A 19,661-nucleotide genomic window follows, 5' to 3' on the forward strand; every position below is an offset into this window, starting at 1 on the left:
TCGGACGTACATGGTTTGTTTGCACTGATTCTGGTGCAGCGTGATGAAATCTCTTCAGTTCGGAGGTGATTCCATGTGGCATCTGGCGAAGGCGCTGATGTTTCCCGGTCTCCTGTTCTCCATGATGATGGCCTGCGCGGTGTGGGTGCAGGCGCAGAGTGGATCGCGACCGACGGCTGAGGAGATTGTTGGCCGGATGCTGGTGAAGAACGGCGAGCGGCTGGCGGCTCTGGAGCACTACAAGACGGATCGCACCTATCATCTGGAGTACGACGGAACCGGCGGGAAGCACCACGCGGAGATGGTGGTGCGGGCAGAGTATGTGGCTCCAAGGCGGAAGTACTTTACGGTGCTGTCGGAGTCGGGTTCGAAGGTATTGTGCAAGGAGGTGCTGCACAGACTGGTGGAGAGGGAGGAGCAGACGGCGGCGAAGACGGATTGGCAGCGGTCGCTGTTTTCGACCGACACCTACAAGGTGGAGCTGGTGGGGCAGGAGCAACTGGCTGGCGTGAACACGTGGGTGCTGAAGGTGGAACCGAAGGTGTCGAGCAAGGTGGCCTATCGGGGGAAGGTGTGGGTGAGTATGGATGACTTTGCCATGGTGCGTGTGAAGGGCGAGCCGGTGAAGAGTCCTTCGTGGATGATTGACAGCGCGGCGTTCGACACGTGGTACAAGCGGCGGGGGGATGTGTGGGTTCCGGCGAAGAATGTTTCAACGACACATGTGCGGATTGGCGGTGAGGCGAAGGTGACGATCGACTACGGGAGCTATGATGTGCTGGCGGCGAGGCAGATCGTGACGGGAGACGACACGTACGGGAAGAGATGCCAGTCTCGAGTGGGGGAAAACGGCTTGCGGCTAGTCTGACGCGTTAGTTTGTATGGAGTCTCGGGGGGCGAGGCCGACGATCGGGAGTTTTTCTAGTTGCAGGTGAGATGCTGTTCCGGAGGGGCGTGGAGTTTGTTTGACTTGCGTGTGCTGTGAAGCGCTAGACTTCGGGTAGAGCCTCTGATCGGGGCTGTGATTTCAGGGGTTGGGACTATGGCTACAAAGCGGAAGACCAAGGGCGCGTACATGATCTCGTCTGTGGCGGAGATGTACGAGATTCATCCGCAGACGCTGCGGCTGTATGAGCGGGAGGGGTTGCTGCGGCCGTCGCGGAGTGAAGGGAATACGCGGCTGTATACGGATGAGGATCTGGAGCGGCTGGAGTTTATCTTGAACCTGGCACGGGATCTGGGGGTGAATATCGCCGGGATTGCGATTGTGCTGCAGATGCGCGAACGGATGGAGGAGATGAACCGGCAGATGCAGGGGTTCGTCGACTATGTGCGGACGGAGATGCTGACGCGGATGCAGCAACAGCAGGTGCCTGGGACTGGGTTGGTTCCTATGCGGCGGCAGGTGGTGGTGCCGGGGCGGAAGGATAAGAAGGGCATCTGAGATAGCCCGATCGAGTGTTACAGCCTAGTGGTGCTGCAGGGGGCCCAGGCGAACCAGGACTCCGCCGGGGTTGATACGATAGCGCTCGCCGCGGTAGATGATCTCTCGTCCAAAGTAGCTGGCGGCCCAGCTGTAGAAGCCGAGGAGATCGCAGAGGGGGTAGAGCCAGAAGAAGATGAGCGAGAGCTTGTCGCGCATGATGACGAAGCCGATAAGCAGGGCCTGGAGCCAGCGATTGGCGAGCGCGGCAAAGAGGAGCCAGAGGCCGAGGGTGGGCCGTCCGATGGCGAGGGCGGAGAGAAGGCCGAGGACGCCGAAGGGCATGGCGTAGGTGAGGCCGGTGCCGAGGTGTCCGGCGGGCCGGGTGCCGCGGGTATTTTTCATCCAGCTGATCTGATGGTGCAATCCGGACAGGATGCTTCCGTAGTTGATGAAGTGATCGACGATGGCTGTGGAGAGGATTACTTTGTAGCCCTTCTCTGCGATGCGGTTGCCGAGCCAGAAGTCGTCGGCGAGCAGATCTCCCATGTCTTTGAGGCCGCCTATCTCGTCGATGAGGGCCTTTCGGGTGAGGAGCGTCGGCCCGAGTCCGAACTTGATGTCTTCGAGCAGATTTGCGGTGAGGACGCCGCTGGAGAACTCGACGGTCTGGGTGAGCGCAGTGAGGAGGGAGGTGCTTCGTCCCGGCTTGCCGCGGAAGGTGCAGGTGACCAGACCGACGGCGGGGTCGGCGAGAGGCTGCAGGATGTCGTGCAGGTAGGAGGGGCTGACGCGGACGTCGCTGTCGGAGAAGAGGATGATCTCGTGTTTGGCCGCATCGACCAGGAGCGCCATGGAGAAGGTCTTGGGGTTCTGCCAGAGCGGCTCGCCTGAGGCTATGAAGCGCGCCGGGATGGATGGGAATCGGCGGGCTACCTCCTGAGCGCAGAGGATTCCTGGGTCGGACAGCGATCTGGCGCAGAAGATGAGTTCGAAGTCGGGATGGTTGAGCTTGAAGAAGCTTTCGAGATTTTGCTCGAGTCCCATTTCCTTGCCGTGTAGTGGCTTGAGGATGCTTACCGGAGGGGCGTAGCTGCCTTGATCGTTGCGGCGGGAGCGAAACTTCAGGCCGCCTATGAGGGCCAGAAGGAAAGATACTCCGGAGGTCAGGGTGCCGAGTATGCCGAGGATGAGGGCGACTCGGGCGATCAGGAGCAGGGTGGAGAGCATGGCTTTTGTAAGGATATCGGCTCGTGTCCTGTTGTGCCACTGCGGGGGATTCGCGGCGCATGGCCTTATGGGGTTTTGTTGGAGGAACAGTTATCGGTTGGAGAGGATAAATTTACCGCCCTCTGTCGCGAGGAGATGAACGGGGGCGAAGCGTGCGAGGTCGGCGGCGCGTTGTTTGCTGAAGGTGAGGAGGAAGATGCGCTGGGGGCCTGGCCAGGCCTGGCGGAGACTGTCGTCGGTGCCGAAGATGGGGGGAGCGTCGGGCCAGAAGGAGCCGTACCAGGGGCCATAGATGCGCCCGTTGACGAGACCTGCCTGCTGGCCGGTGTAGAAGAGGAGGGAGGAGCCGGAGGAGAGCCAGCCGTCGATGATGACGCGGTCGCCGGGGTGGAGTTGCTGTTTGACGGTGAGGGCGAGGTTCTTCGATCCGAGGACGGGGTAGAAGCGGACGAGGCCCTCGTGAGCGGCGAGGAGGGAGACGGTCATGGCGGTGGCCAGGACGAGATTTGCGGCGTAGGTGAAGGAGCGGCGGCGCAGGAGATAGCTGACGAGGCCGACGCCAAGCATGCTGAGGGCAACGGCGGTGAGAGGGCCGCGGAAGAGTCCCATGGCGTCTCCGGTGAGGTCGAAGAGGTGGCCGAGGGAGAGGTTGTAGAAGTCGGGGTTGGAGTTGAGCAGAGATGCTAGGTCGGTGCCGGGGGCGGGGTGCGGTGCGGTGAGTGCGAAGTAGGCGCAGACCATCGCGATGGCGGTGGAGAGGGGGAGGAGGAGGCAGAGATGCCAGCGGAGGGCGCTGCTGGCTGCTTCGAGTTTGGTGGAGGTGAGACTTTGAGACTGGTCGGCTCGAGCGAGGAGACCGCCGGCCATAAGGCACAGAGCGGGGATCGCGGGGATCGAGTAGTACTCCTGGCGGCTGGAGAGGGAGAAGAAGCCCATGACGAGGAGGCTCCAGAGAAGAAGGCAGAGCGATGCTTCGTGCTCGCGTGCGCGGGGGAGGGCGCTTGTGGCGATGCTGGAGGTGCGGTGGCGGAGGGTTCGGATGTGGTCGGCGATGGCTCCGGGGAGGAAGACGGTCCAGGGCATGATCCAGATGGCGAGGTAGATCCAGAAGAGCAGGACGGGGGTTTGACCGTAATCGTGGGGGATGCGTTTGGAGAGGAAGCGGGCGATGTGCTCGTTGTAGAGATAGAACCAGGCCCAGCCTGCTTTGGCGGGGAGACCGAGACCTGGGGGCATGGAGATGGCTGGGTTTCGGAGGGCGGCGAGGATATGCCAGGGGGCGGCTATGGCCAGGAAGACCAGGGTGCTGGGGATGAGGTGGAGCTTCGGGAGGAGGTGGAGTTGTCTGGTGATGGCAAGGTAGAGGAGGACGAAGGCTATGGGGAAGACCAGGCCTATGAGTCCTTTGGTCAGGACGTTTAAGGCCATGACTGCGGCGAAGGCGAGGCAGGGGAGGAGAGCGGAGGAGCTTACATTCCCACCCTTTGCAAAGTGCGCGAAGGATGGGGCACCCGGGCTTTCGTGGCTGGGGGAGGAGAGCGGATCGCGCTGCCGCGCGATTACCCACTGATCGCGATGAGACTGCGATGAATGGGGCACCCGGTTTTGTGGCTTGGTTTGAGAGCGCAGGCGGTCGAGGGCTATGAGGAAGAGGTGGACGGCGAGGGTCATCCAGAGCGCGATGAGGATGTCCGGGATGTAGAAGCGCGTGTAGAGGTAGGGGCCGATGCTGGTGGCGAGGGCGATGGCGGCGTAGAAGGCTCCGCGATCGGGTTTTTCGGCGGGAGAGACTGTTGCGAAGAGACGAATGCCAAGGGCGTAGACGGCGAGGAGAAGCACGAGGACGGCGAGAGCGAGTGGGAGGCGGGCGGCCCAGTCGTGAATGCCGAAGAGGCGCATGGAGCCGGCGGCCATCCAGTACATGAGGGGAGGCTTGTCGAAGAAACGAACGCCGTCGATGTAGGGGGTGACGTAGTCGTGGCGCTGGAGCATCTCGCGGGCGATCTCGATGTAGATGGAGTCGACGTCGTCGAGGAGGCCGGGGGTGAAGAGGCCGCCGATCTGGAGGATGAGCCAGAGAAAGAAGATGACAGCGAGGGAGACGGGATTCCAAGGGCGGCGCGATGTGGCGTTTTGGGGAGAGGTCTCGTGCACTGGGGTTTCTTCGTCGAGTTTTAGTTGGTTCTGCATGTTCGGTTTATGGCTTTCGCCAGGTATCCCGGGGATGCGATCGATCTGCGATAAGGAAGTTTCCTCGTTGGTTCGGATCAGGGAGTCCTGCCTGGGTTGTCCAAGGGACGGTCGGTGAAGAGCGCTTTGCCGGAGCTTTCGAAGAGGAGGACTTTGTGGTTGCCCAGGAGTTGGTCGACGGCGTCGCGTCTCTCCAGGGGGACGAAGAGAAGTTTGCGTTCGCCCTGGCCCCAGATCGTCAGGAGATCCTCTGGGGTGAGGAAGACAGGAGGCGCGTCGGGGAAGGTGCCGCCGAAGAGCATGGAGGAGGAGCGGCCATTGACGAGATAGACCTGACGGCCGAGGTAGAAGGTGATGGAGGAGCCGTAGGACTGATCGCCGTAGAAGATGACTTTGTTGTCGCGGGAGATGGAGTGGTCGGTTTCGAGCTGCTGGATGGTGTCGGCGAAGCTCTTTGAAGAGAGCATGGGGGCGAAGCGGGCGAAGGCGATGTGGGCTGCGATGAAGAAGGTGGCCGCGGTGAGGGCTACGGCTACGGTTGCCGCGAGGTGACGGCGCTGGGAGCGAAGAAGCCACGCGATGGCAGGACCGATGAGGAAGGCGATGGCGGCCAGGGTTGCGGGAAGGCGCAGGGCTGCGAAGCTGGGGCCGGTGAGATCGAAGATGCCGGACATGGAGAGGGTGTAGTCGCCGACGCCGCGATGGGCGAGGAGATCCCCGATGTCGGGAACGAAGGGGAGGTGGCGGGAGGTCCAGAGGCCGTAGAGGAGGGTGATGGCAATGGCGACGCCGAGGACGGTGAAGGTGGCGTGGCCAACGGTGATCCAGCGGCGGGAGCCTGAGTCGGTGGAGTAGATCTGCTCGGCGTGCGCGAGGGCGACGGCGAGGAGGAGGATCATGGAGAGGTAGGTGGGGAAGGTGTAGTACTCCTGGTTGGTGGAGACAGAGAAGAAGACCAGGACGAGCGAGGCGAAGATGCTGAGAAGGAGCGTGCTGCGTTGGGCGAGGGTGTTGACGCGGAGCAGCGGGCTGCCGGAGGGAGAGTTCGATTGGCGGCGGCGAAGACCGTGGAGCAGGAAGAGGATGAGCGCTAAAAAGAGCGTGAAGATGTAGGGGATTTTGAAGGCGTTTTGCAGGATAAGGCCGACTACGACGACTGCGTAGGGCTGCCAGTAGAAGGTTCTTGCTTCGTCGACTGGTGCGGGGTTCGAGGCTCGGTAGCGCTGGAAGGCGAGGTAGGCCTGGCGGCAGAGGGTTCCGCAGAAGAGCGACCAGGGGAAGAGCCAGACGAGATGAAGGCTCCAGAAGAGGTAGCCGGGGAGTTTGTTGTAGTCCTTGGGGTAGCGGCGGCCGAGGAAACGGAGGACGTGCTCGTTGATGAAGTAGAACCAGAAGAAGCCGTGGCCGTTCATGCCTCCCGTGTTGCGCAGGCCGGCGAGGATGTGCCAGGGAGCCGCGATGATGAGGAAGAGCAGGATGCCGGTGAAGGGCTTGAGGCTGCGCCAGTTTTTGTATTCGCCGCTGAGAGCGAGGTAGACGATGGCTGCGCCGAAGAAAAAGACCAGGGCTACGAGTCCTTTGGTGAGGACGGCGAGAGCGAGGGCCGTCCACATGGCGTAGGCGTAGGTGACTGTCGAAAGGGATGCGGGGGACTTTGCACTCTGTGTTGTGGTTGAGGTAAGGGATCGGAGGAGGCAGAAGAGGGCGATGGCGAGGAAGAAGGAGAGCAGGACTTCGGGAATGTAGTAGCGAGTGAAGAGGAAGACGCCGACGGTAGTGAGGGTTGCGAGGCCGGTGTAGAAGGCGGTGCGGGCGTTGAAGGCTCGATAGGCCCAGTAGTAGCCGAGCAGTGCCAGGAGAAGGACGCCGATGGCCTGAGGGAGATGCGCAGCAAAGCTGTTGTAGCCGAAGAGGCGAAAGCTGAGGGCACCGAGCCAGTAGGGGAGCGGCGCCTTTTCGAGGTAGCGGATGCCGTCGACGCGGAGGGTGACGAGGTCGCCGGAGAGGGCCATGTGACGGGCTGCGCTGGCGTGGGTGGCGTCGGCGTCGTCGAGCAGCGGGGGAGTGAAGAGGGCGGCGAAGAAGATGATGAGCCAGAGGCCGGTGAGAACGAGGAGGGCCGTGGAGCGACGGGGGGTGCAGGAGTCGAGGGACGCCTTGGTGTCGGCGGTTGTTTCCAGTAAGGTTTCTTTGATCATGATTTGGGTGCTCTCTAAGCATAAATGGCGGAGAGGGCATGTGCCCGGCGTCGAGGAGCGGATTCGGAGAATCGGCTGCGGGATGTAATCTGCTGATGGTGGGATTTTTGCTCCCTGAGGTGATTTCAGAACCATGCCTACGTTTGCCGCGATCGATATTGGGTCGAACTCTTGCCGATTGAAGATTGCTACTGTTCAGATGCATCGATTGAAGACTCTGCACGAGGACCGCGAAGTGACGCGGCTGGGGGAGAGTGTCTTTCAGACAGGAGTGATCTCTCCTGAAGCCATGGCGTCGACGATTCGCGCGCTGAAGCGCTTCCATAAAGCGGTGCAGCTGCATGTGGTGGATAAGGTTCGTGTGGTGGCGACGAGTGCGATGCGGGATGCGCGCAATGCCGCGGCGTTTACAGAGTGGGTGAAGGCGACGACGGGATGGAATGTTGAGGTGATCTCGGGGCTCGAAGAAGGGCGGCTGATTCATCTGGGGGTGGTGACGCATGAGGTTGGGGCGCGGGGGCGGTGCTTGTTGATCGACCTGGGTGGCGGGAGCTGCGAGGTGACGCTGTCGGATGGCGGCCGGAACAAGTCGATGGTCAGTATGCCGCTTGGAGCGGTGAGGCTGCAGGAGGAGTTTCTGCGGACCGATCCTCCGTCGAAGGAGGATGTTGCGCGGTTGAAGCAGTTTATCGACCGCGAGTTGAAGCGGGCGGAGAAGAAGCTGGGGACGCCGAGGGTTGGGTTGGTGATTGCGACCTCGGGGACAGCGTCGGCGCTGGCGGAGGCGAGTGGGCACGTTCGCAAGGGCAGGGTGGTGAAGAAGACGCTGGCGAAGAAGCGGCTGGAGCGCGTGGGTGCGCTGACTGCGGACACTCCTGATGTGCGAAGGCTGGCGGATCGGCTGGCGAAGATGAACAACGCCGAGCGGGAGGCGGTTCCGGGGATTGGGCCGCGGAGGTCGGAGATCATTATTGGCGGGTCGCTGGTGTATGCGAGCCTGCTGGAGAAGATGGGGTTGAAGGGCTTTCGCTACTCGCCGCTGGGGTTGCGGGATGGGATGCTGGCGCAGATGCTGGCGGAGGTGGATCTGCGGACCTCAGTACACCAGAAGATCGAGAGCGAGCGGTGGGCTGGCGTGCTGGAGGTTTGCGAGAGGTACGGGATTGAGCAGCGGCAGGTGGAGCCGGTGAGGCAGCATGTGGTGGAGTTGTTCGACGCGCTGGCGCGGGTGCATGAGCTGCCGGAGGAGTACAGGCTGTGGCTTGAGGCGGCGGCGATGATGCAGGATGTCGGCAAGTTTATGAACCACCAGGGACACTATCGGCATACGCAGTACATCATTGCGAACTCGGAGATCTTTGGATTTTCGCCGGAGCAGCGAATGATCGTGAGCGCCGTTGCGCGGTACATGGGGAAGAGCCGGCCGGATGCGCTGGACCGGCCGATGCGGTGGATCCCTGTGGAAGAGCACATGAACGTGACGCGGGCTGTGGTTCTGCTGCGGCTGGCGGTGGCGTTGAATCAGGACCGGGCCAGCGCCGTGCTCCAGATGAAGACGCATGTGTACCCGAAGCGGGTACTGCTGGAGTTGGTGCCAGGTCGCGGCGGCGCGGAGCTGGAGGCGTGGTCGCTGAAGAAAGAGGCGGCTTACTTCCGCGAGGTCTTTCGGCGGGAGCTCTTCGTCGAGGTGGCGTAGAGGGCGCGGACGGTGCGAGGGTCCAGCAGGGCCTGCAGGGTCGCCGGGCCTCGGGTGAGGACGACGCGGGCGATGGAGCCTTTGCGGAGCCGGATCCTGGCTTCGGGGTTGGTGGCGGGCACGAGAAGAGATCCCAGGAAGGTGGAGAGGTTAGGGTTATGGCCGACTACGAGGATGTTTTCGTAGCTGGCGAACTCACGCAGAAGCTTTTGGAAGTCTTTGACGGTGGCGGAGGGGGCAAGTGATTCGGATTGCAGGATCTGGGCCTCGTAGCCGGTCTCGGTGCCGATCAAGGCGGCGGTCTGGAGGCTGCGCTTGAGTGGGCTCGAGACGATGAGGTCGAACTGGATGTTCAGTGCGTTTAGCACGTAGGCGAGCTGTAGGCTGTGCTTCTTGCCCTCTTTGTCGAGGGGACGTTTGACATCGAGGAGTGGGTTTTTTCGACGAAGACCGGCGCTGGCGTGGCGAAGGATATACAAATTCATAATCTATTCACATTTTACCGCAGGGTTGTTTCTGGAAGATGGCCGGGCGGTGAAGGTGTGGTGAGATGCCATGCTACTGCGGTGGTTTGGTTGGATCGTGATGGAAGACTCCCGGGTCGGGTTCGTCCAGTGAAGGGGAGGGCGGTTCCGGGTTTGGGATGGGGTCAAGGGTTTGGGCAAGGGGTTGGGATGGCTGCCGAGTTTCGTGGGTCGGGATGGGCGTCGGGGATGGGATGGGTTGACTGGGGTGCAGCGGGGCTATGGGATTTACCTTGCCTACGACGGGAACGATCGGCAGGGTGGCAGGGTGGAAGAGGGGGTTTTGGAGGGCGAGGGAGGTTTCGGCTCCGCGCTGCCAGAAACGGGTGAAGAGGAGGAGGAAGAGTCCTAGCTGGGCTAGCACGACGGTGGGCCAGACTCTCGGCTGCGCGAGCATGTGCATGGAGGTACGAGCGGTGAGGATGACGGTGGCCGCTCCGAGAAGGGTGAGGAAGAGAAAGATCGGCCAGGCTTGAGAGAAGTTGGCGCGGAGGGTTCGCCAGGCGGGGGCGAGGGCGCGACGCACGCGGCGGTCGGGCTTACGGTTATGTCGCAGGTGTTGACCTAGCTGGACGGTGTAGACCTCGACGAGATCGAAGTAGAGACGCAGGATGGAGGCTACGAGGAAGATAAGAACGTAACCGACTAAGGTCGCTAAGAAGGCGTGGCGTCCGACAGCGTGCTTATCCACGTGTTCGGCCCACTTGCCCTGAAGAAATACGAGAGGGCCAAGGATGAGCGCCGAGATGAGGACGGTAAGGAGGGTGATGCGGACGAATCTCCAGAAGTGGAGCAGGCCTTGGTGGAGGAGAGTGCTGAGGCGGGCAGGAGTTTTGGTCTGGTAGCAGAAGAGCGTTCCCGGGATTAGCAGGAAATAGACGAGCAGGTAGAGGGGGATGGACGAAAACGATCCGGTGGTGCCGCCGGAGGGGCCGTCGTGCAGGCGGAGTACAGCTTCAGCTGCCGGGCCGAGGTCGAAGCCGCCTACGAGTCTTTGTGCGGCGAGCGAGTGATCCATGATTGCGCTGAGCTGGCTATGAAGACGAACCGTGAAGACCAGTGCGAGGGCAAGGTTGAAGATGTAGGCCCAGAGAACCGCAGGGAATCGGCGTAGGGTGAGGAAGAGGCCGTGAAGGAAGATGTTGCGACGTTCGATCATGTAAGGAACTCCGGATTTGTTACTGCGGGCCTTCAGGGTTGGTCAGACGATCAATTTAAAAACCAGCGCTCGCACGATCCTTCACACGATCCAGGAGGCGAGTTGGGCCAGGAGTTGTTGAAGGCTAACCCAGAGGTTGGAGAGCTTGCGGGCGGGGATGTTATTGGTTGCGGTGGTGTAGCTGTTGTTGAAGAAGTCTTTGTCGAGCAGCACGGTGTGGTCGGGATCGATCTCGACGGAGAGGATCTTGGCGTTGCGGGTGTAGGTGAATCTGGTCCAGCGGTCAAGACCGTCCCAGTGTTCGCGCAGGCGGGTGCCATCGTCGAAGGCGAACTCTGCGGTGACGGGGAGGACAAAGTCGCCCTTGCGACGCAGGTAGGCGGTGGAGAGGTACTGGATCTGCTTTTTGTCTTTCGGTTCAGGAAGCCACCACTTGAGTGGATCGGAGGAGACTTGATCGACGGCGTAGTCGAGCACCTGGGTTCCGTAGACGGCCTGGTGGAAGTACGGGCGCAGGCTTGAGATGGGTATGACCTGAGAGTTGGCTGGAGCGTTGAAGACGGCGTCGAGACCCGTCTGCGGAATGAACGGGGATGTGTCCGGTTGGGGCACCGTTTGAGCCGCGCGATTGATGACTGTGCCTCCGAGGGCGGTTGCGCGACCGTTTTTGATGGCGACTTCTTCGATGGTGCGGAGGAAGTCTTCGGTGGTGGGATGGGTGAAGCGGTAGCGCAGGAAGTAGGTGCGCATGGCTTCGTCCATCGTGTCGCGACCAATTATCCCTTCGAGGGTGGCGAGGAGTGTCGCCGATTTGCCGTAGGTGATGCCGCCGTAGGAGTTGAAGTCCCGAAACTTGAAGGCCCAGCGAGTGACGGGATCGAAGTCGGGCTCGAAGGTGTATTCGAGTCGAATATTTTCATAGTCGCCGGCGCTGGCGTAGGAGCGGTCGAGGACGGAGGTGTTGGGGCCGAGGATTGCACCGAGAACATTGACTTCGGTGTAGGAGTTGATGCCTTCGTCGAGCCAGGCATCTTCGAACTCGTTGGTGGCGACCATGCCGTACCAGTATTGGTGGCCGAACTCGTGCTCGGCGGCGATTTCGGTGATGTGGGTTGGCTCGTACCAGGAGGTGTCGCCGGTGAAGAGGGTGGGGTACTCCATGCCGCCGATCTCGGAGCCGGGTTCGGGGTCGATGACGGTGACGATCTTGTAGGGGTACGGGCCGTAGCGCTGGTCGAACTGGGCGAGGGTCTTCTGAATGATGTCGAGATAGCGGGGGCCGGCTTTGGGATGTGCGGCGAGTGCGAGGACGTGGATCTTTACGGGTCCGAGGGAGGAGAGATAGTTGCCGTCGGTGATGGTGAAGTTCGGGCTGGCGGCCCAGGCGAAGTCGCCGATGTCTTCGCCGTAGAAGCTGAGGGTTTTGGTGTTGTTGGGGTTGATGACTTCGCCGGTGGGAACGCCGCTGGCGCCGACGAGGTAGCGGCGGGGAAGGGTGAGGGAGACGCGGAAGGTGGCGAAGTCGGAGAAGAACTCGGTGGTGGAGTGGTACTGATGGCAGTTCCAGGCACCGTGCCAGAAGACGCCTGGCTTGGGGTACCACTGTCCGCCCATGATGAAGTCTCGCTTCCAGCCATTGCGTGCGACGGAGAGAGGGAAGACGTCGTGGAAGGCGAGGCGGAAGGTGATGGAGTCGTTGGGAGCGAGGGGATGGGGGAGAGTGAGTTCGGCTACGGTGTGGTCTTCGGCGTTGTTGTCGTCGGGGGCGATGAAGTGCATGGCTGCCGTGAGGTCGCCGTAGCCGTCGGCCTCGATGTGGGAGATGGTGATGCTGCCAAGTTTTTCGGAGGGATAGCCGCTCTCGTCTACTGAGTCGCGAACACCGCCGGTGAAGTGGGTTTCGCGGGTGAAGGTGGACTCGGGACGGAAGGCGTTGAGGTAGAGATGGAAGGGTATGGAGGTGAGGGTTTGGCCGGTGAGGTTTTTGTAGGTGAGGGTCTCGGTGGCGTCGAGAGTTTTCTTGCCGGTGTCGAGTTTGGCGTCGATGTTGTAGGCGACGACGCGGGTGGAGAGCGGCTTGCCGTCGGGGGAATTGGTGGCGATGCTGGGCTGCTGAGTTGTCTGAGCATGAAGGGCGAGGGGGAGGAGAAGCACGGCGGCGACGGGGAATGAGTGGAGGCGCGGCATACGGGGATTGTAGGGCGGCTTTGAGTCTCGAGAGGAAAAAGTTTGTATTGTCTCTAGATGGATCTATCGCGCCGCAGAGTGGAACTGCCATAGTTCAGTGACCAGAAGGCCAGCGAGCAGATGCTGACGGGCGATTCGGGTGAGTCCGGCCTGTTTAAGCGGAGTGGCGTGGTTGGGGAGCTTTGTGGTGCGGAGGTTGGTGAGGATGCGGAAGGCGAGATAGAGGCTGCGGACGAGGATCTTCGCTGGAAGACGCATCAAGCCGCTGGGAATGTGGAAGTCGGAGATGAGCCAGAGAGCTTCCGACGAGAGGTTTGGGGCGATGTGGTGGATGAGGGTTTCGAGGTCGGGTTGGGTGAGGCAGTCGAGGAAGAAGTGAGTGACGACGAGGTCGTATGGACCGTCGGTAGGACAGGTTAGCGCGCTGGTTTGGTGCGTGGTGAAGCGTTTGGATACGTTGGGGGCGAGTGCTTCGCAGCGTTGACGGAGGAGCTGCAGCATGGTGGCGCTGGTGTCGACTGCATCGGCGTGGAGGTGAGGGTTTTGCGTGAGGAGTTCGGCGAGGAAGCGGCCGTCGCCGTCACCGAGGATGAGCGCTCGCCTTTGCTGGAGGAGATTGGGGAGGAAGTGAAGGCGGCAGTGCTCGAGGGCGCGGCCGAGGGTGAGGTATTCCAGCCAGCGATAGGGGCGTGCGATGAGATCGAAGCTGGGTTGAGTGAGCATTATGGGTGCAGGAAGGGGAGTAGAAGGAGAGGAGTAGTGAGGGCCAGATCGGCGAGGCTTCGGAGGGTGAGGCGTGCTGTTTGATGGCGGCGGCGGTGGAGAAGGAGAAGGGATGCGGCTGAGGCGGCGATCGCGCATGGAATTGGCCATGGAGCTTGACGGTCTGGAGTTTGACGGCCGAGGAGGGAGATGGCGGCGCTGAGGAAGATAAGACCGATGGTGAGAGGCGGGAGGTTGCGAAGGGCCAGGCGAGTTAGTGCGTGTGCCGGAAGATTTGAGTAAGGCGGGGTGCCGTGCTCCCAGGCGTAGATGAAGAGGCAGTTGAGGCTGCACAGGGCTGCGAAGAGAATCGCAAGCGGGAGCAGGGAGATGCGAAGGTCGGGACGGCGGGCGACGGTGGGAATGAAGGTGGCCGCGGCGAAGAAGAGGCCGACTGCGATCTCTTTTGGGAGACGGTGGGCGCTGCTGGTGACGTGAATGAGGATGAAGTAACCGACGAGCATACCGCCCAGGATGAGGTAGAGGTGGATGGCCGCGGATTCGAGATGGGGGAGAAGGATTGTGAGTGTGATGGAGGCTGTCATGATGCCGGCAAGGAATGAGCGGCGATGGCGATTGTGAAAGTAGTGACGTGCTTCGAGGTCTCCGTTGGTTATGGCTCCGATGAAGCGGACATCGAGAAGACGGTCGGCGACGTAGAGCATCCAGACCGCGAGAAACATGGCAGCGACGCTGACGGTTGGCAGGCGAAGGTGATTGGCGGAGGCGACGAACCAGATCCAGAGAGAAGCAATGGTTGGGGCGTCCAGCGAGAGCAGATGCCAGAGAGCCAGGGGCGATGTGTGTGCGGAGATTCTTTGACCTGGTGAGACTGGAGACGCTACCGCCATATCTCTATAATGCGATATTTTTCCGGACCTCATTGGATAGGAGTATGGTTTTGGCCATGCAAATACGCCTTGTGTGCAACGTTGCGCTTCTCGCGCTGATGATGAGTCCGGCAGCCGGTAACGGTGTGTCCCCAAAGCCTGTGATGGGAGATGCATCCACTCTGACGAGGGAGCAGGCTTCTGGCGGATTGAAGGAGGCGCTGTCGCGTGGAGTGACCAGGGCGGTATCTGAGACCGGCAGGCCTGGAGGGTTTGAAAACAATCCGCTGATCAAGATCACGATGCCTGAGAAGCTGCGCACGGTGGAGAAGGGTTTGCGCGCGATTGGGATGGGCGCGAAGGTGGATGAGTTCGAACACAGCATGAACGCTGCGGCGGAAGAGGCGGCACCGGCGGCGAAGTCGATCTTTATGGATGCGCTGAAGGCGATGAGCTTTGCAGACGCAAAGCAGATTGTGATGGGCGGCAATACGGCTGGGACTGATTACTTCAAGCGCACGACGTCGTCGCAGGTATCGGAGGCCTTTAAGCCCATCATCGAAAGGGAGATGGCGAAGACCGGCGTGACGGAGAAGTCTAACTCGATGATGGGATCCGCGCCTCAGATGCCGTTCGGGAAGTCACCATCGGTTGATATCAACGGTGATGTTTTGGAGAAGAGCGTCGATGGGATGTTCACGATGATGGGTCAGGAAAAGGCGAAGATCCGGACGAATCCATCCGCTCAGGTGACTCCGTTGCTGAAGAGTGTGTTCGGCAAGTTTTGAGATAAGGCGAACGTTGCGAGATGGTCAGACTGCGGTTTCGACCGGGTGGGTCTGGGTTGGTCCTGGTTGGTCTGGTCGGGTCTCGGAGGCGCCGGATACCCATAGGCTAGGATCGATGTCGGGGAAGATGCTGTCGCGGAGTTCGATCTCGGCGAGGCGGGTTTGCTCGGCTTCGGTGAGGGCGCCGGTTGATTCGAAGCTCTGCCAGATGGCTTTGAGTTCATTGAACTGATCGTTATGGGTGAGGAAGCGAATTTCGGCGTAGTCGCGAGCGGCTCCGGTGGTGATGAGAAACTGCCAGTCGGAGGATTCGAGGAGGAGGAGTTCTCGGCAGAGCTGTTGCATGATGCGAAGGCCCAGGGCTGAGGTGCGCCAGAGGCCTGCGGTGCAGACGTCGCGGGTGTAGATCTCGGCCGGGTAGATGTGGCTGTAGGTCCAGCTTGTCTCCGGGTTGAGCCAGACCTGATTGTTGCCTTCGGATCCCCAGGAGCCTTCGGGCATGGCGATGAAGCCGGCGCGCGGGTACTGGTCAAGGTAGTCGGCGCAACTGATGAGCTGAATTCCCGACTCGTATTCGTGAAGATTGCGGGCGACGGCTTCGAGCCAGAGGGGACCCTCAAACCACCAGTGGCCGAAGAGTTCGGCGTCGAAGGGGGAGCAGAGGATGGGTGGGGTGGTGTCGTTGAAGCCGGATTTGAGGGCCTCGTAGACGAGGTGGACGAAGTGGCTGGCGTGAGCTTTAGTGTGTTCGGCGGCCTGGAGCGGGTAGTAGGGCTGTTTATCGTTCATGTCGACCCTGGAGCCGGTGACGCGCCAGTAGCGATGACCGCCTGGCCATCGCTTCTTGTGGAAGTCGAGGTAGAGGCTGTCGCCGGGGTAGCCGGTGTCTCCGGACCAGACCTGGAGGCCGGTGCGGGGATCGCGGGGAAAGATGGTCGTGGCGTGATGCTTGTCGTAGGGACCGTCGACGTAGTACGGCTGATAGAGGGAACGATGCGGCTGGTGGGTCTGGCGATCCTCCTCGGGGCTTTGCGGCTCGTGGTCGCCGGGTCGATCGTAAGGGGAGGAGGTGCGGCGGGACTCTTCGACGAGGTGGGTGTCGACGAAGAAGAATTCCAGGCCCGCCTCGGAGAGAGCTTGCTCGACGCCGATGCGATTGAAGGTTGGAGGAGTGGGGCTGCCGTCGGCGTTAGAGACGGGATAGCTCCAGGGGCCGGCGGGCCGGTAGCCACACTCGGGCGCCCAGATGCCGCGGGGAGCTTTGCCGATGTGGCGGATGTGGGTGTCGACGGCGGTGCGGATCTGGGCTCGGACGCTCTCGTCGGTACCGAGCAGAGGCATGTATCCGTGAGTGGCGCCGCAGGTGATGATGTCGATGAGGCCGGTGTCGTTGAAGTGGCGAAAGGCGGCGATGAGATCGCGATCAAAGTGTTTGAAGTCTTCGAGTGCCTGCGAAAAGAAACGCTGCCAGAAGCGGGCAGTCTCTGCGAGATGGCCGTCGCCGGACTGCAGGAAGAACGCTTCGTCTTCGCGGGCGGCGACGATCTTGCGGGTGAGGTAGTGGGGAAACTCGGCGAGGAAGACAGGATGAGAGAGCTGCTCTAAAAGAATGGGCGAGAGATTGAGGTTGCAGTTGAAGCGGATGTGGTCGCGCTCGAGATTTTTGAGAACCCGGAGGAGCGGGAGGTAGGTCTCGGCGGCTGCTTCGTGGAGCCACTCGAGGCCATGGGGCCAGGTGCCGTGATTGACGACATAGGGTAGATGCGCATGCAGGGTGAAGGTGAGAAACCCTGCAGGGCGGGACGCATTGTCAAACGATGTCTTAGTCAAGACGGGACACCTCTGAGGCAGTGTTATTGGTTAAAAACAGTATCGCGACGATCGCGTCGGCTGGCTGCAGCTTGGTTGACACCTGTTATGCCTATGCGTCTCGGGCGATGGGGCGACACTCCGCGTTGATCTGCCGCCCCTGTTCTAAACCGTTAGATGCAAAGTTTTGTCTACTGTGGCGGCTGGTCTGCGGGCCTCGATTGCAGGTCCGGATTGGAGGTTGTGCTTTCGGTATTTTTTGTCGGAACCGAGAGGGACAAGGTGTTCGTCAGGCGGAAACGGATGAGACTTTCAGAAGGGATTTGAACCTGCTCCCCACGGGTGATGGTGTTGGCACCTGCCCCGACGCCGCCACCTGCAGCTGCCCCGATGGCTGCTCCTTTGCCGCCGCCGAGGATGCCGCCAAGGATAGCACCAACAGCTGCCCCACCGCCGACCTTTTCGGCAGTGTTTTTGCCGCGGCCTTTACCTTCCACGCTGTAAGGCTCGGTGGTGACTGCGAGCTTTTCGCCACGGCGGTTGATGCTGGTGAGTTCAACGGTGAGTAAGGAGTTGCCTTTGTAATGAGCTGCTTCCTGTACGGCAGAGACTCGGCCGGAGACGGGTGTTCCCTGACGGATGACGACGAGGCCGTCGATGATAACGTCAGTCGCGACGGTGCCGGAGAAGCTGTCGCCTTGCTGGGTGGTCGCGCTATCGAGCGTCTGGGTGACGCGGACGGGGATCGTTGTATCCGGTGGCACGGTGATGTTACGGAACGCAGGAGGAGGTGGTGGCGGTGGAGGAGGCGGAGGGAGAAGTTCCTGCGGGGGTGGCGGGGCTACTGCTGCCTGTTGGACAGGCGCTTCAACGGGTGCGGACTCGTGGACGACTGGGGCCGGCTTTGGCTTGGGTGTCGGCTTGGGAGCGGGAAGCTTCTTTGGGGCTACGGGTGAAGGCGGGGGCGGCGGAACGGCTGCGGCGGTGACGGCCGGTGTGGGAGCCTGCACGGCGAGATTATTGACTACGGTCTTGATGCCGGCGACTTGAGAGGCGTCTGCCGCTGCGAGCGATCGCGCTGCTTCGCTGCTGACGTTGCCGGTGAGGGTGGCTACACCGCTCTGGACCGTCGACTGGATGGATTCAGCGCTGAGGGCGCCGTCGCTGGAGATCCGGCTTTGCAGGGTTGCGGTCAGGCTGGCGTCGTCGGTAGGTGCAGGGGGCGCGGAACCTTTGCATCCAGAAAAGCCAAGAGTGACGGCTAAAATCGTAGCGGCCAGAAGAGCGAATGTGGCGGAGAGATGGCGGTTGGCGTACATGAAACCCCTTTCGTGCGTCGAGTGACTTGCACTGCGAACACTGTAAATCACTGAACAGCTATCCGATGCAACGTCTCGGATCGAAGTTTCTAGTGAATGGCGGTTTCCTCAACTTTGCGGAGAGGGCGTCTTCTAAGGATTAGACGAGTCCGTTCCTGAAAGATATCGAAAAAATATCCGGGTTGTGTCTGGCGGAGGGAGACAGAGCCAGTGAGGGTCTTGGCAAATGATTCGCGGTGACGACGGGAGCGCGCAACCTAATTGGAGGACGGGGCATCTCCCTAAGCAAGGCATTGAGATCGTGCGACGGTTGGGCGGATGAGGCGGGGTATTTTTCGGACCGGATATGAGATCCGATGGATTAGAAATCTGCAAGTTGAGTTATAAAGGGCGGAGAGGCAGATTCCGCACCTGAAGCCTGAAAGAGGAGAATGAGCATGTCAGATAACGACAACGAGAGTGGAGTAAGTGGATTGGGTTGGTTCCTGGCGGGACTGGGGATTGGTGCTCTGGTGGGGGTGTTGTATGCCCCGAAGGCTGGGAAAGAGACGCGCGAAGATCTGGTCGCGAGCGCTCTGGATGCCAAGGATAAGGCAGCGGTTCTGGCACAGCAGGCGCAGGATCGCGCGGCTGTTTTGGCCTCACAAGGAAAGCAACAGATGGGCGAGTACGTCGATCGTGGCAAGGAGTACTATGACCGCGGCCGAACGCAATGGGCTCAGTATGTTGAGAAGGGCAAGGGATTGGTGCAGGAGCATCAGGACAAGGTGTCTGCTGCGATTGATGCGGGCAAAGAAGCATATACAAGTACGACGAGCGAATCTCACTCGTAAAACGGTTGTCTGTTAGTTGTTTCTGATAGTCTGGGCCCGGTCGACCCTTGCTGGCGACCGGGCCTTATGATTGTTATCTCGTAACTTGAGGGATTGAGAGACGTTATGGAAGCGATGCGGATCGTGATGTCAGGAATGTGGCTGCAGGACCCGGACTCGCTTTCGTCGGGGAATTCGAAGCTGCTGATGGTCTTCGTTGCGATGGTCGCGGTTGCGCTGATCGTCCAGGCGATCGCTCTGATTGCGATGGCAGTCGGCGCGGCGAAGGCGAGGAAGCGCGGGCTTGAGATTGTGGAAGAGCTTCGCACGAAGGTGATGCCGATTCTGGATAGTTCTCATGGATTCATGCAGGACACTGCGCCGAAGATTAAGATCATCACGGAGAACTTTGTTGAGACGAGTCATGTGATTCGTACCAAAGCGCAGGAGTTTGATTCGACTGCGAGCGATTTGAATTCGAAGACGCGGGCGCAGGTGGCACGGGTGGATGGGATGGTGACTTCGGTTCTGAATACTACCTCGGACATCTCGGAGACGGTGCAGCGGGGATTCAAGATTCCGGTTCGGGAGTTTTCGGGGCTGATGAATGGGCTGAAGGCTGGGCTGGACGTTCTGGTGGGACGGACGAAGGGGTCCGGGGGTGGGCGGTCGGGGCGGCGCGACTCCGATCCGGGGTGGTAGCGGTGGTATAGCGATTTTGGTGGTAGCTCTCT

The 19,661-nt window shown here is 60.9% G+C and carries 16 protein-coding genes; 6 read left to right on the top strand and 10 right to left on the bottom strand.

Features of this window, described 5'->3' with window-relative positions; translation table 11 throughout:
* The first annotated feature begins 73 nt into the window (after nt 1-73).
* The gene (locus HDF09_RS12140) at nt 74-868 is read left to right on the top strand and encodes a LolA-like protein (RefSeq protein ID WP_183766599.1); all 795 of its coding nucleotides are present in this window, start codon (nt 74-76) and stop codon (nt 866-868) included.
* 174 nt (nt 869-1,042) lie between these two features.
* Complete coding sequence (locus HDF09_RS12145) at nt 1,043-1,444, top strand: MerR family transcriptional regulator (protein WP_183766601.1); 402 nt, start codon at nt 1,043-1,045, stop codon at nt 1,442-1,444.
* 24 nt (nt 1,445-1,468) lie between these two features.
* Here HDF09_RS12145 and HDF09_RS12150 read toward each other — a convergent pair whose 3' ends face one another.
* The 3 genes from HDF09_RS12150 to HDF09_RS12160 all read right to left on the bottom strand — a co-directional run bounded on the left by HDF09_RS12150 (nt 1,469) and on the right by HDF09_RS12160 (nt 7,041).
* Nucleotides 1,469-2,653: a glycosyltransferase gene (locus HDF09_RS12150; RefSeq protein WP_183766603.1), complete on the bottom strand. Its 1,185-nt coding sequence runs from the start codon at nt 2,651-2,653 to the stop codon at nt 1,469-1,471.
* Between the two features lie 90 nt (nt 2,654-2,743).
* Nucleotides 2,744-4,843, bottom strand: coding sequence for an ArnT family glycosyltransferase (locus HDF09_RS20790; protein WP_406704593.1), 2,100 nt, complete (start codon nt 4,841-4,843; stop codon nt 2,744-2,746).
* Between the two features lie 77 nt (nt 4,844-4,920).
* Entirely contained in the window at nt 4,921-7,041 is a 2,121-nt protein-coding gene (locus HDF09_RS12160) for an ArnT family glycosyltransferase (protein ID WP_183766605.1), read from the bottom strand.
* A gap of 133 nt (nt 7,042-7,174) precedes the next feature.
* Here HDF09_RS12160 and HDF09_RS12165 point away from each other — a divergent pair, with 133 nt between their 5' ends.
* The gene (locus HDF09_RS12165; RefSeq protein WP_183766607.1) at nt 7,175-8,737 is read left to right on the top strand and encodes a Ppx/GppA phosphatase family protein; all 1,563 of its coding nucleotides are present in this window, start codon (nt 7,175-7,177) and stop codon (nt 8,735-8,737) included.
* On the opposite strand, the gene HDF09_RS12170 is transcribed toward HDF09_RS12165, so the two are convergent.
* The 5 genes from HDF09_RS12170 to HDF09_RS12190 all read right to left on the bottom strand — a co-directional run bounded on the left by HDF09_RS12170 (nt 8,689) and on the right by HDF09_RS12190 (nt 14,220).
* Nucleotides 8,689-9,222 (bottom strand): SixA phosphatase family protein, encoded by a 534-nt coding sequence (locus HDF09_RS12170; protein WP_183766609.1) that lies wholly within the window; start codon nt 9,220-9,222, stop codon nt 8,689-8,691. The two genes, HDF09_RS12165 and HDF09_RS12170, sit on opposite strands and share 49 nt — an antisense overlap.
* A gap of 73 nt (nt 9,223-9,295) precedes the next feature.
* Nucleotides 9,296-10,420, bottom strand: a complete 1,125-nt coding sequence (locus tag HDF09_RS12175) for a hypothetical protein (protein ID WP_183766611.1) — start codon at nt 10,418-10,420, stop codon at nt 9,296-9,298.
* Nucleotides 10,421-10,501: 81 nt separating this feature from the next.
* Nucleotides 10,502-12,607 (bottom strand): M1 family metallopeptidase, encoded by a 2,106-nt coding sequence (locus HDF09_RS12180; protein ID WP_183766613.1) that lies wholly within the window; start codon nt 12,605-12,607, stop codon nt 10,502-10,504.
* Between the two features lie 63 nt (nt 12,608-12,670).
* Nucleotides 12,671-13,330: a class I SAM-dependent methyltransferase gene (locus HDF09_RS12185; RefSeq protein WP_183766615.1), complete on the bottom strand. Its 660-nt coding sequence runs from the start codon at nt 13,328-13,330 to the stop codon at nt 12,671-12,673.
* A complete protein-coding gene (locus HDF09_RS12190) occupies nt 13,330-14,220 on the bottom strand; it encodes a hypothetical protein (protein ID WP_183766616.1) in 891 nt (296 codons plus the stop codon). Before HDF09_RS12190 ends, HDF09_RS12185 begins: the two co-directional genes overlap by 1 nt.
* A gap of 56 nt (nt 14,221-14,276) precedes the next feature.
* On the opposite strand from HDF09_RS12190, the gene HDF09_RS12195 reads away from it, so the two are divergent.
* On the top strand, nt 14,277-14,987 hold the full coding sequence (locus HDF09_RS12195; RefSeq protein ID WP_183766618.1) for a DUF4197 domain-containing protein: 711 nt from the start codon (nt 14,277-14,279) through the stop codon (nt 14,985-14,987).
* Between the two features lie 24 nt (nt 14,988-15,011).
* Here the strand turns inward: HDF09_RS12195 and HDF09_RS12200 are convergent, their stop codons facing one another.
* The gene (locus HDF09_RS12200; RefSeq protein ID WP_183766620.1) at nt 15,012-16,817 is read right to left on the bottom strand and encodes a glycoside hydrolase family 57 protein; all 1,806 of its coding nucleotides are present in this window, start codon (nt 16,815-16,817) and stop codon (nt 15,012-15,014) included.
* Between the two features lie 170 nt (nt 16,818-16,987).
* Nucleotides 16,988-18,115 (bottom strand): BON domain-containing protein, encoded by a 1,128-nt coding sequence (locus HDF09_RS12205; protein ID WP_183766622.1) that lies wholly within the window; start codon nt 18,113-18,115, stop codon nt 16,988-16,990.
* Between the two features lie 437 nt (nt 18,116-18,552).
* Between HDF09_RS12205 and HDF09_RS12210 the strand changes: the two genes are divergently transcribed.
* Both HDF09_RS12210 and HDF09_RS12215 read left to right on the top strand, forming a co-directional pair.
* A complete protein-coding gene (locus HDF09_RS12210) occupies nt 18,553-18,948 on the top strand; it encodes a YtxH domain-containing protein (protein ID WP_183766624.1) in 396 nt (131 codons plus the stop codon).
* Between the two features lie 105 nt (nt 18,949-19,053).
* Nucleotides 19,054-19,629: a hypothetical protein gene (locus tag HDF09_RS12215; protein WP_183766626.1), complete on the top strand. Its 576-nt coding sequence runs from the start codon at nt 19,054-19,056 to the stop codon at nt 19,627-19,629.
* The last annotated feature ends 32 nt before the right edge of the window (nt 19,630-19,661 follow it).

The organism is Edaphobacter lichenicola (assembly GCF_014201315.1).
Lineage (GTDB): Bacteria > Acidobacteriota > Terriglobia > Terriglobales > Acidobacteriaceae > Edaphobacter > Edaphobacter lichenicola_B.

Bases quoted from the DNA above. Each gene is read 5' to 3' on its own strand.
- HDF09_RS12190 (WP_183766616.1), bottom strand. From the start codon at position 14,220: ATGGCGGTAGCGTCTCCAGTCTCACCAGGTCAAAGAATCTCCGCACAC.
- HDF09_RS12145 (WP_183766601.1), top strand. From the start codon at position 1,043: ATGGCTACAAAGCGGAAGACCAAGGGCGCGTACATGATCTCGTCTGTG.
- HDF09_RS12185 (WP_183766615.1), bottom strand. From the start codon at position 13,330: ATGCTCACTCAACCCAGCTTCGATCTCATCGCACGCCCCTATCGCTGG.
- HDF09_RS12175 (WP_183766611.1), bottom strand. From the start codon at position 10,420: ATGATCGAACGTCGCAACATCTTCCTTCACGGCCTCTTCCTCACCCTA.
- HDF09_RS12210 (WP_183766624.1), top strand. From the start codon at position 18,553: ATGTCAGATAACGACAACGAGAGTGGAGTAAGTGGATTGGGTTGGTTC.
- HDF09_RS20790 (WP_406704593.1), bottom strand. From the start codon at position 4,843: ATGCAGAACCAACTAAAACTCGACGAAGAAACCCCAGTGCACGAGACC.
- HDF09_RS12150 (WP_183766603.1), bottom strand. From the start codon at position 2,653: ATGCTCTCCACCCTGCTCCTGATCGCCCGAGTCGCCCTCATCCTCGGC.
- HDF09_RS12180 (WP_183766613.1), bottom strand. From the start codon at position 12,607: ATGCCGCGCCTCCACTCATTCCCCGTCGCCGCCGTGCTTCTCCTCCCC.
- HDF09_RS12195 (WP_183766618.1), top strand. From the start codon at position 14,277: ATGCAAATACGCCTTGTGTGCAACGTTGCGCTTCTCGCGCTGATGATG.
- HDF09_RS12205 (WP_183766622.1), bottom strand. From the start codon at position 18,115: ATGTACGCCAACCGCCATCTCTCCGCCACATTCGCTCTTCTGGCCGCT.
- HDF09_RS12160 (WP_183766605.1), bottom strand. From the start codon at position 7,041: ATGATCAAAGAAACCTTACTGGAAACAACCGCCGACACCAAGGCGTCC.
- HDF09_RS12165 (WP_183766607.1), top strand. From the start codon at position 7,175: ATGCCTACGTTTGCCGCGATCGATATTGGGTCGAACTCTTGCCGATTG.
- HDF09_RS12140 (WP_183766599.1), top strand. From the start codon at position 74: ATGTGGCATCTGGCGAAGGCGCTGATGTTTCCCGGTCTCCTGTTCTCC.
- HDF09_RS12215 (WP_183766626.1), top strand. From the start codon at position 19,054: ATGGAAGCGATGCGGATCGTGATGTCAGGAATGTGGCTGCAGGACCCG.
- HDF09_RS12170 (WP_183766609.1), bottom strand. From the start codon at position 9,222: ATGAATTTGTATATCCTTCGCCACGCCAGCGCCGGTCTTCGTCGAAAA.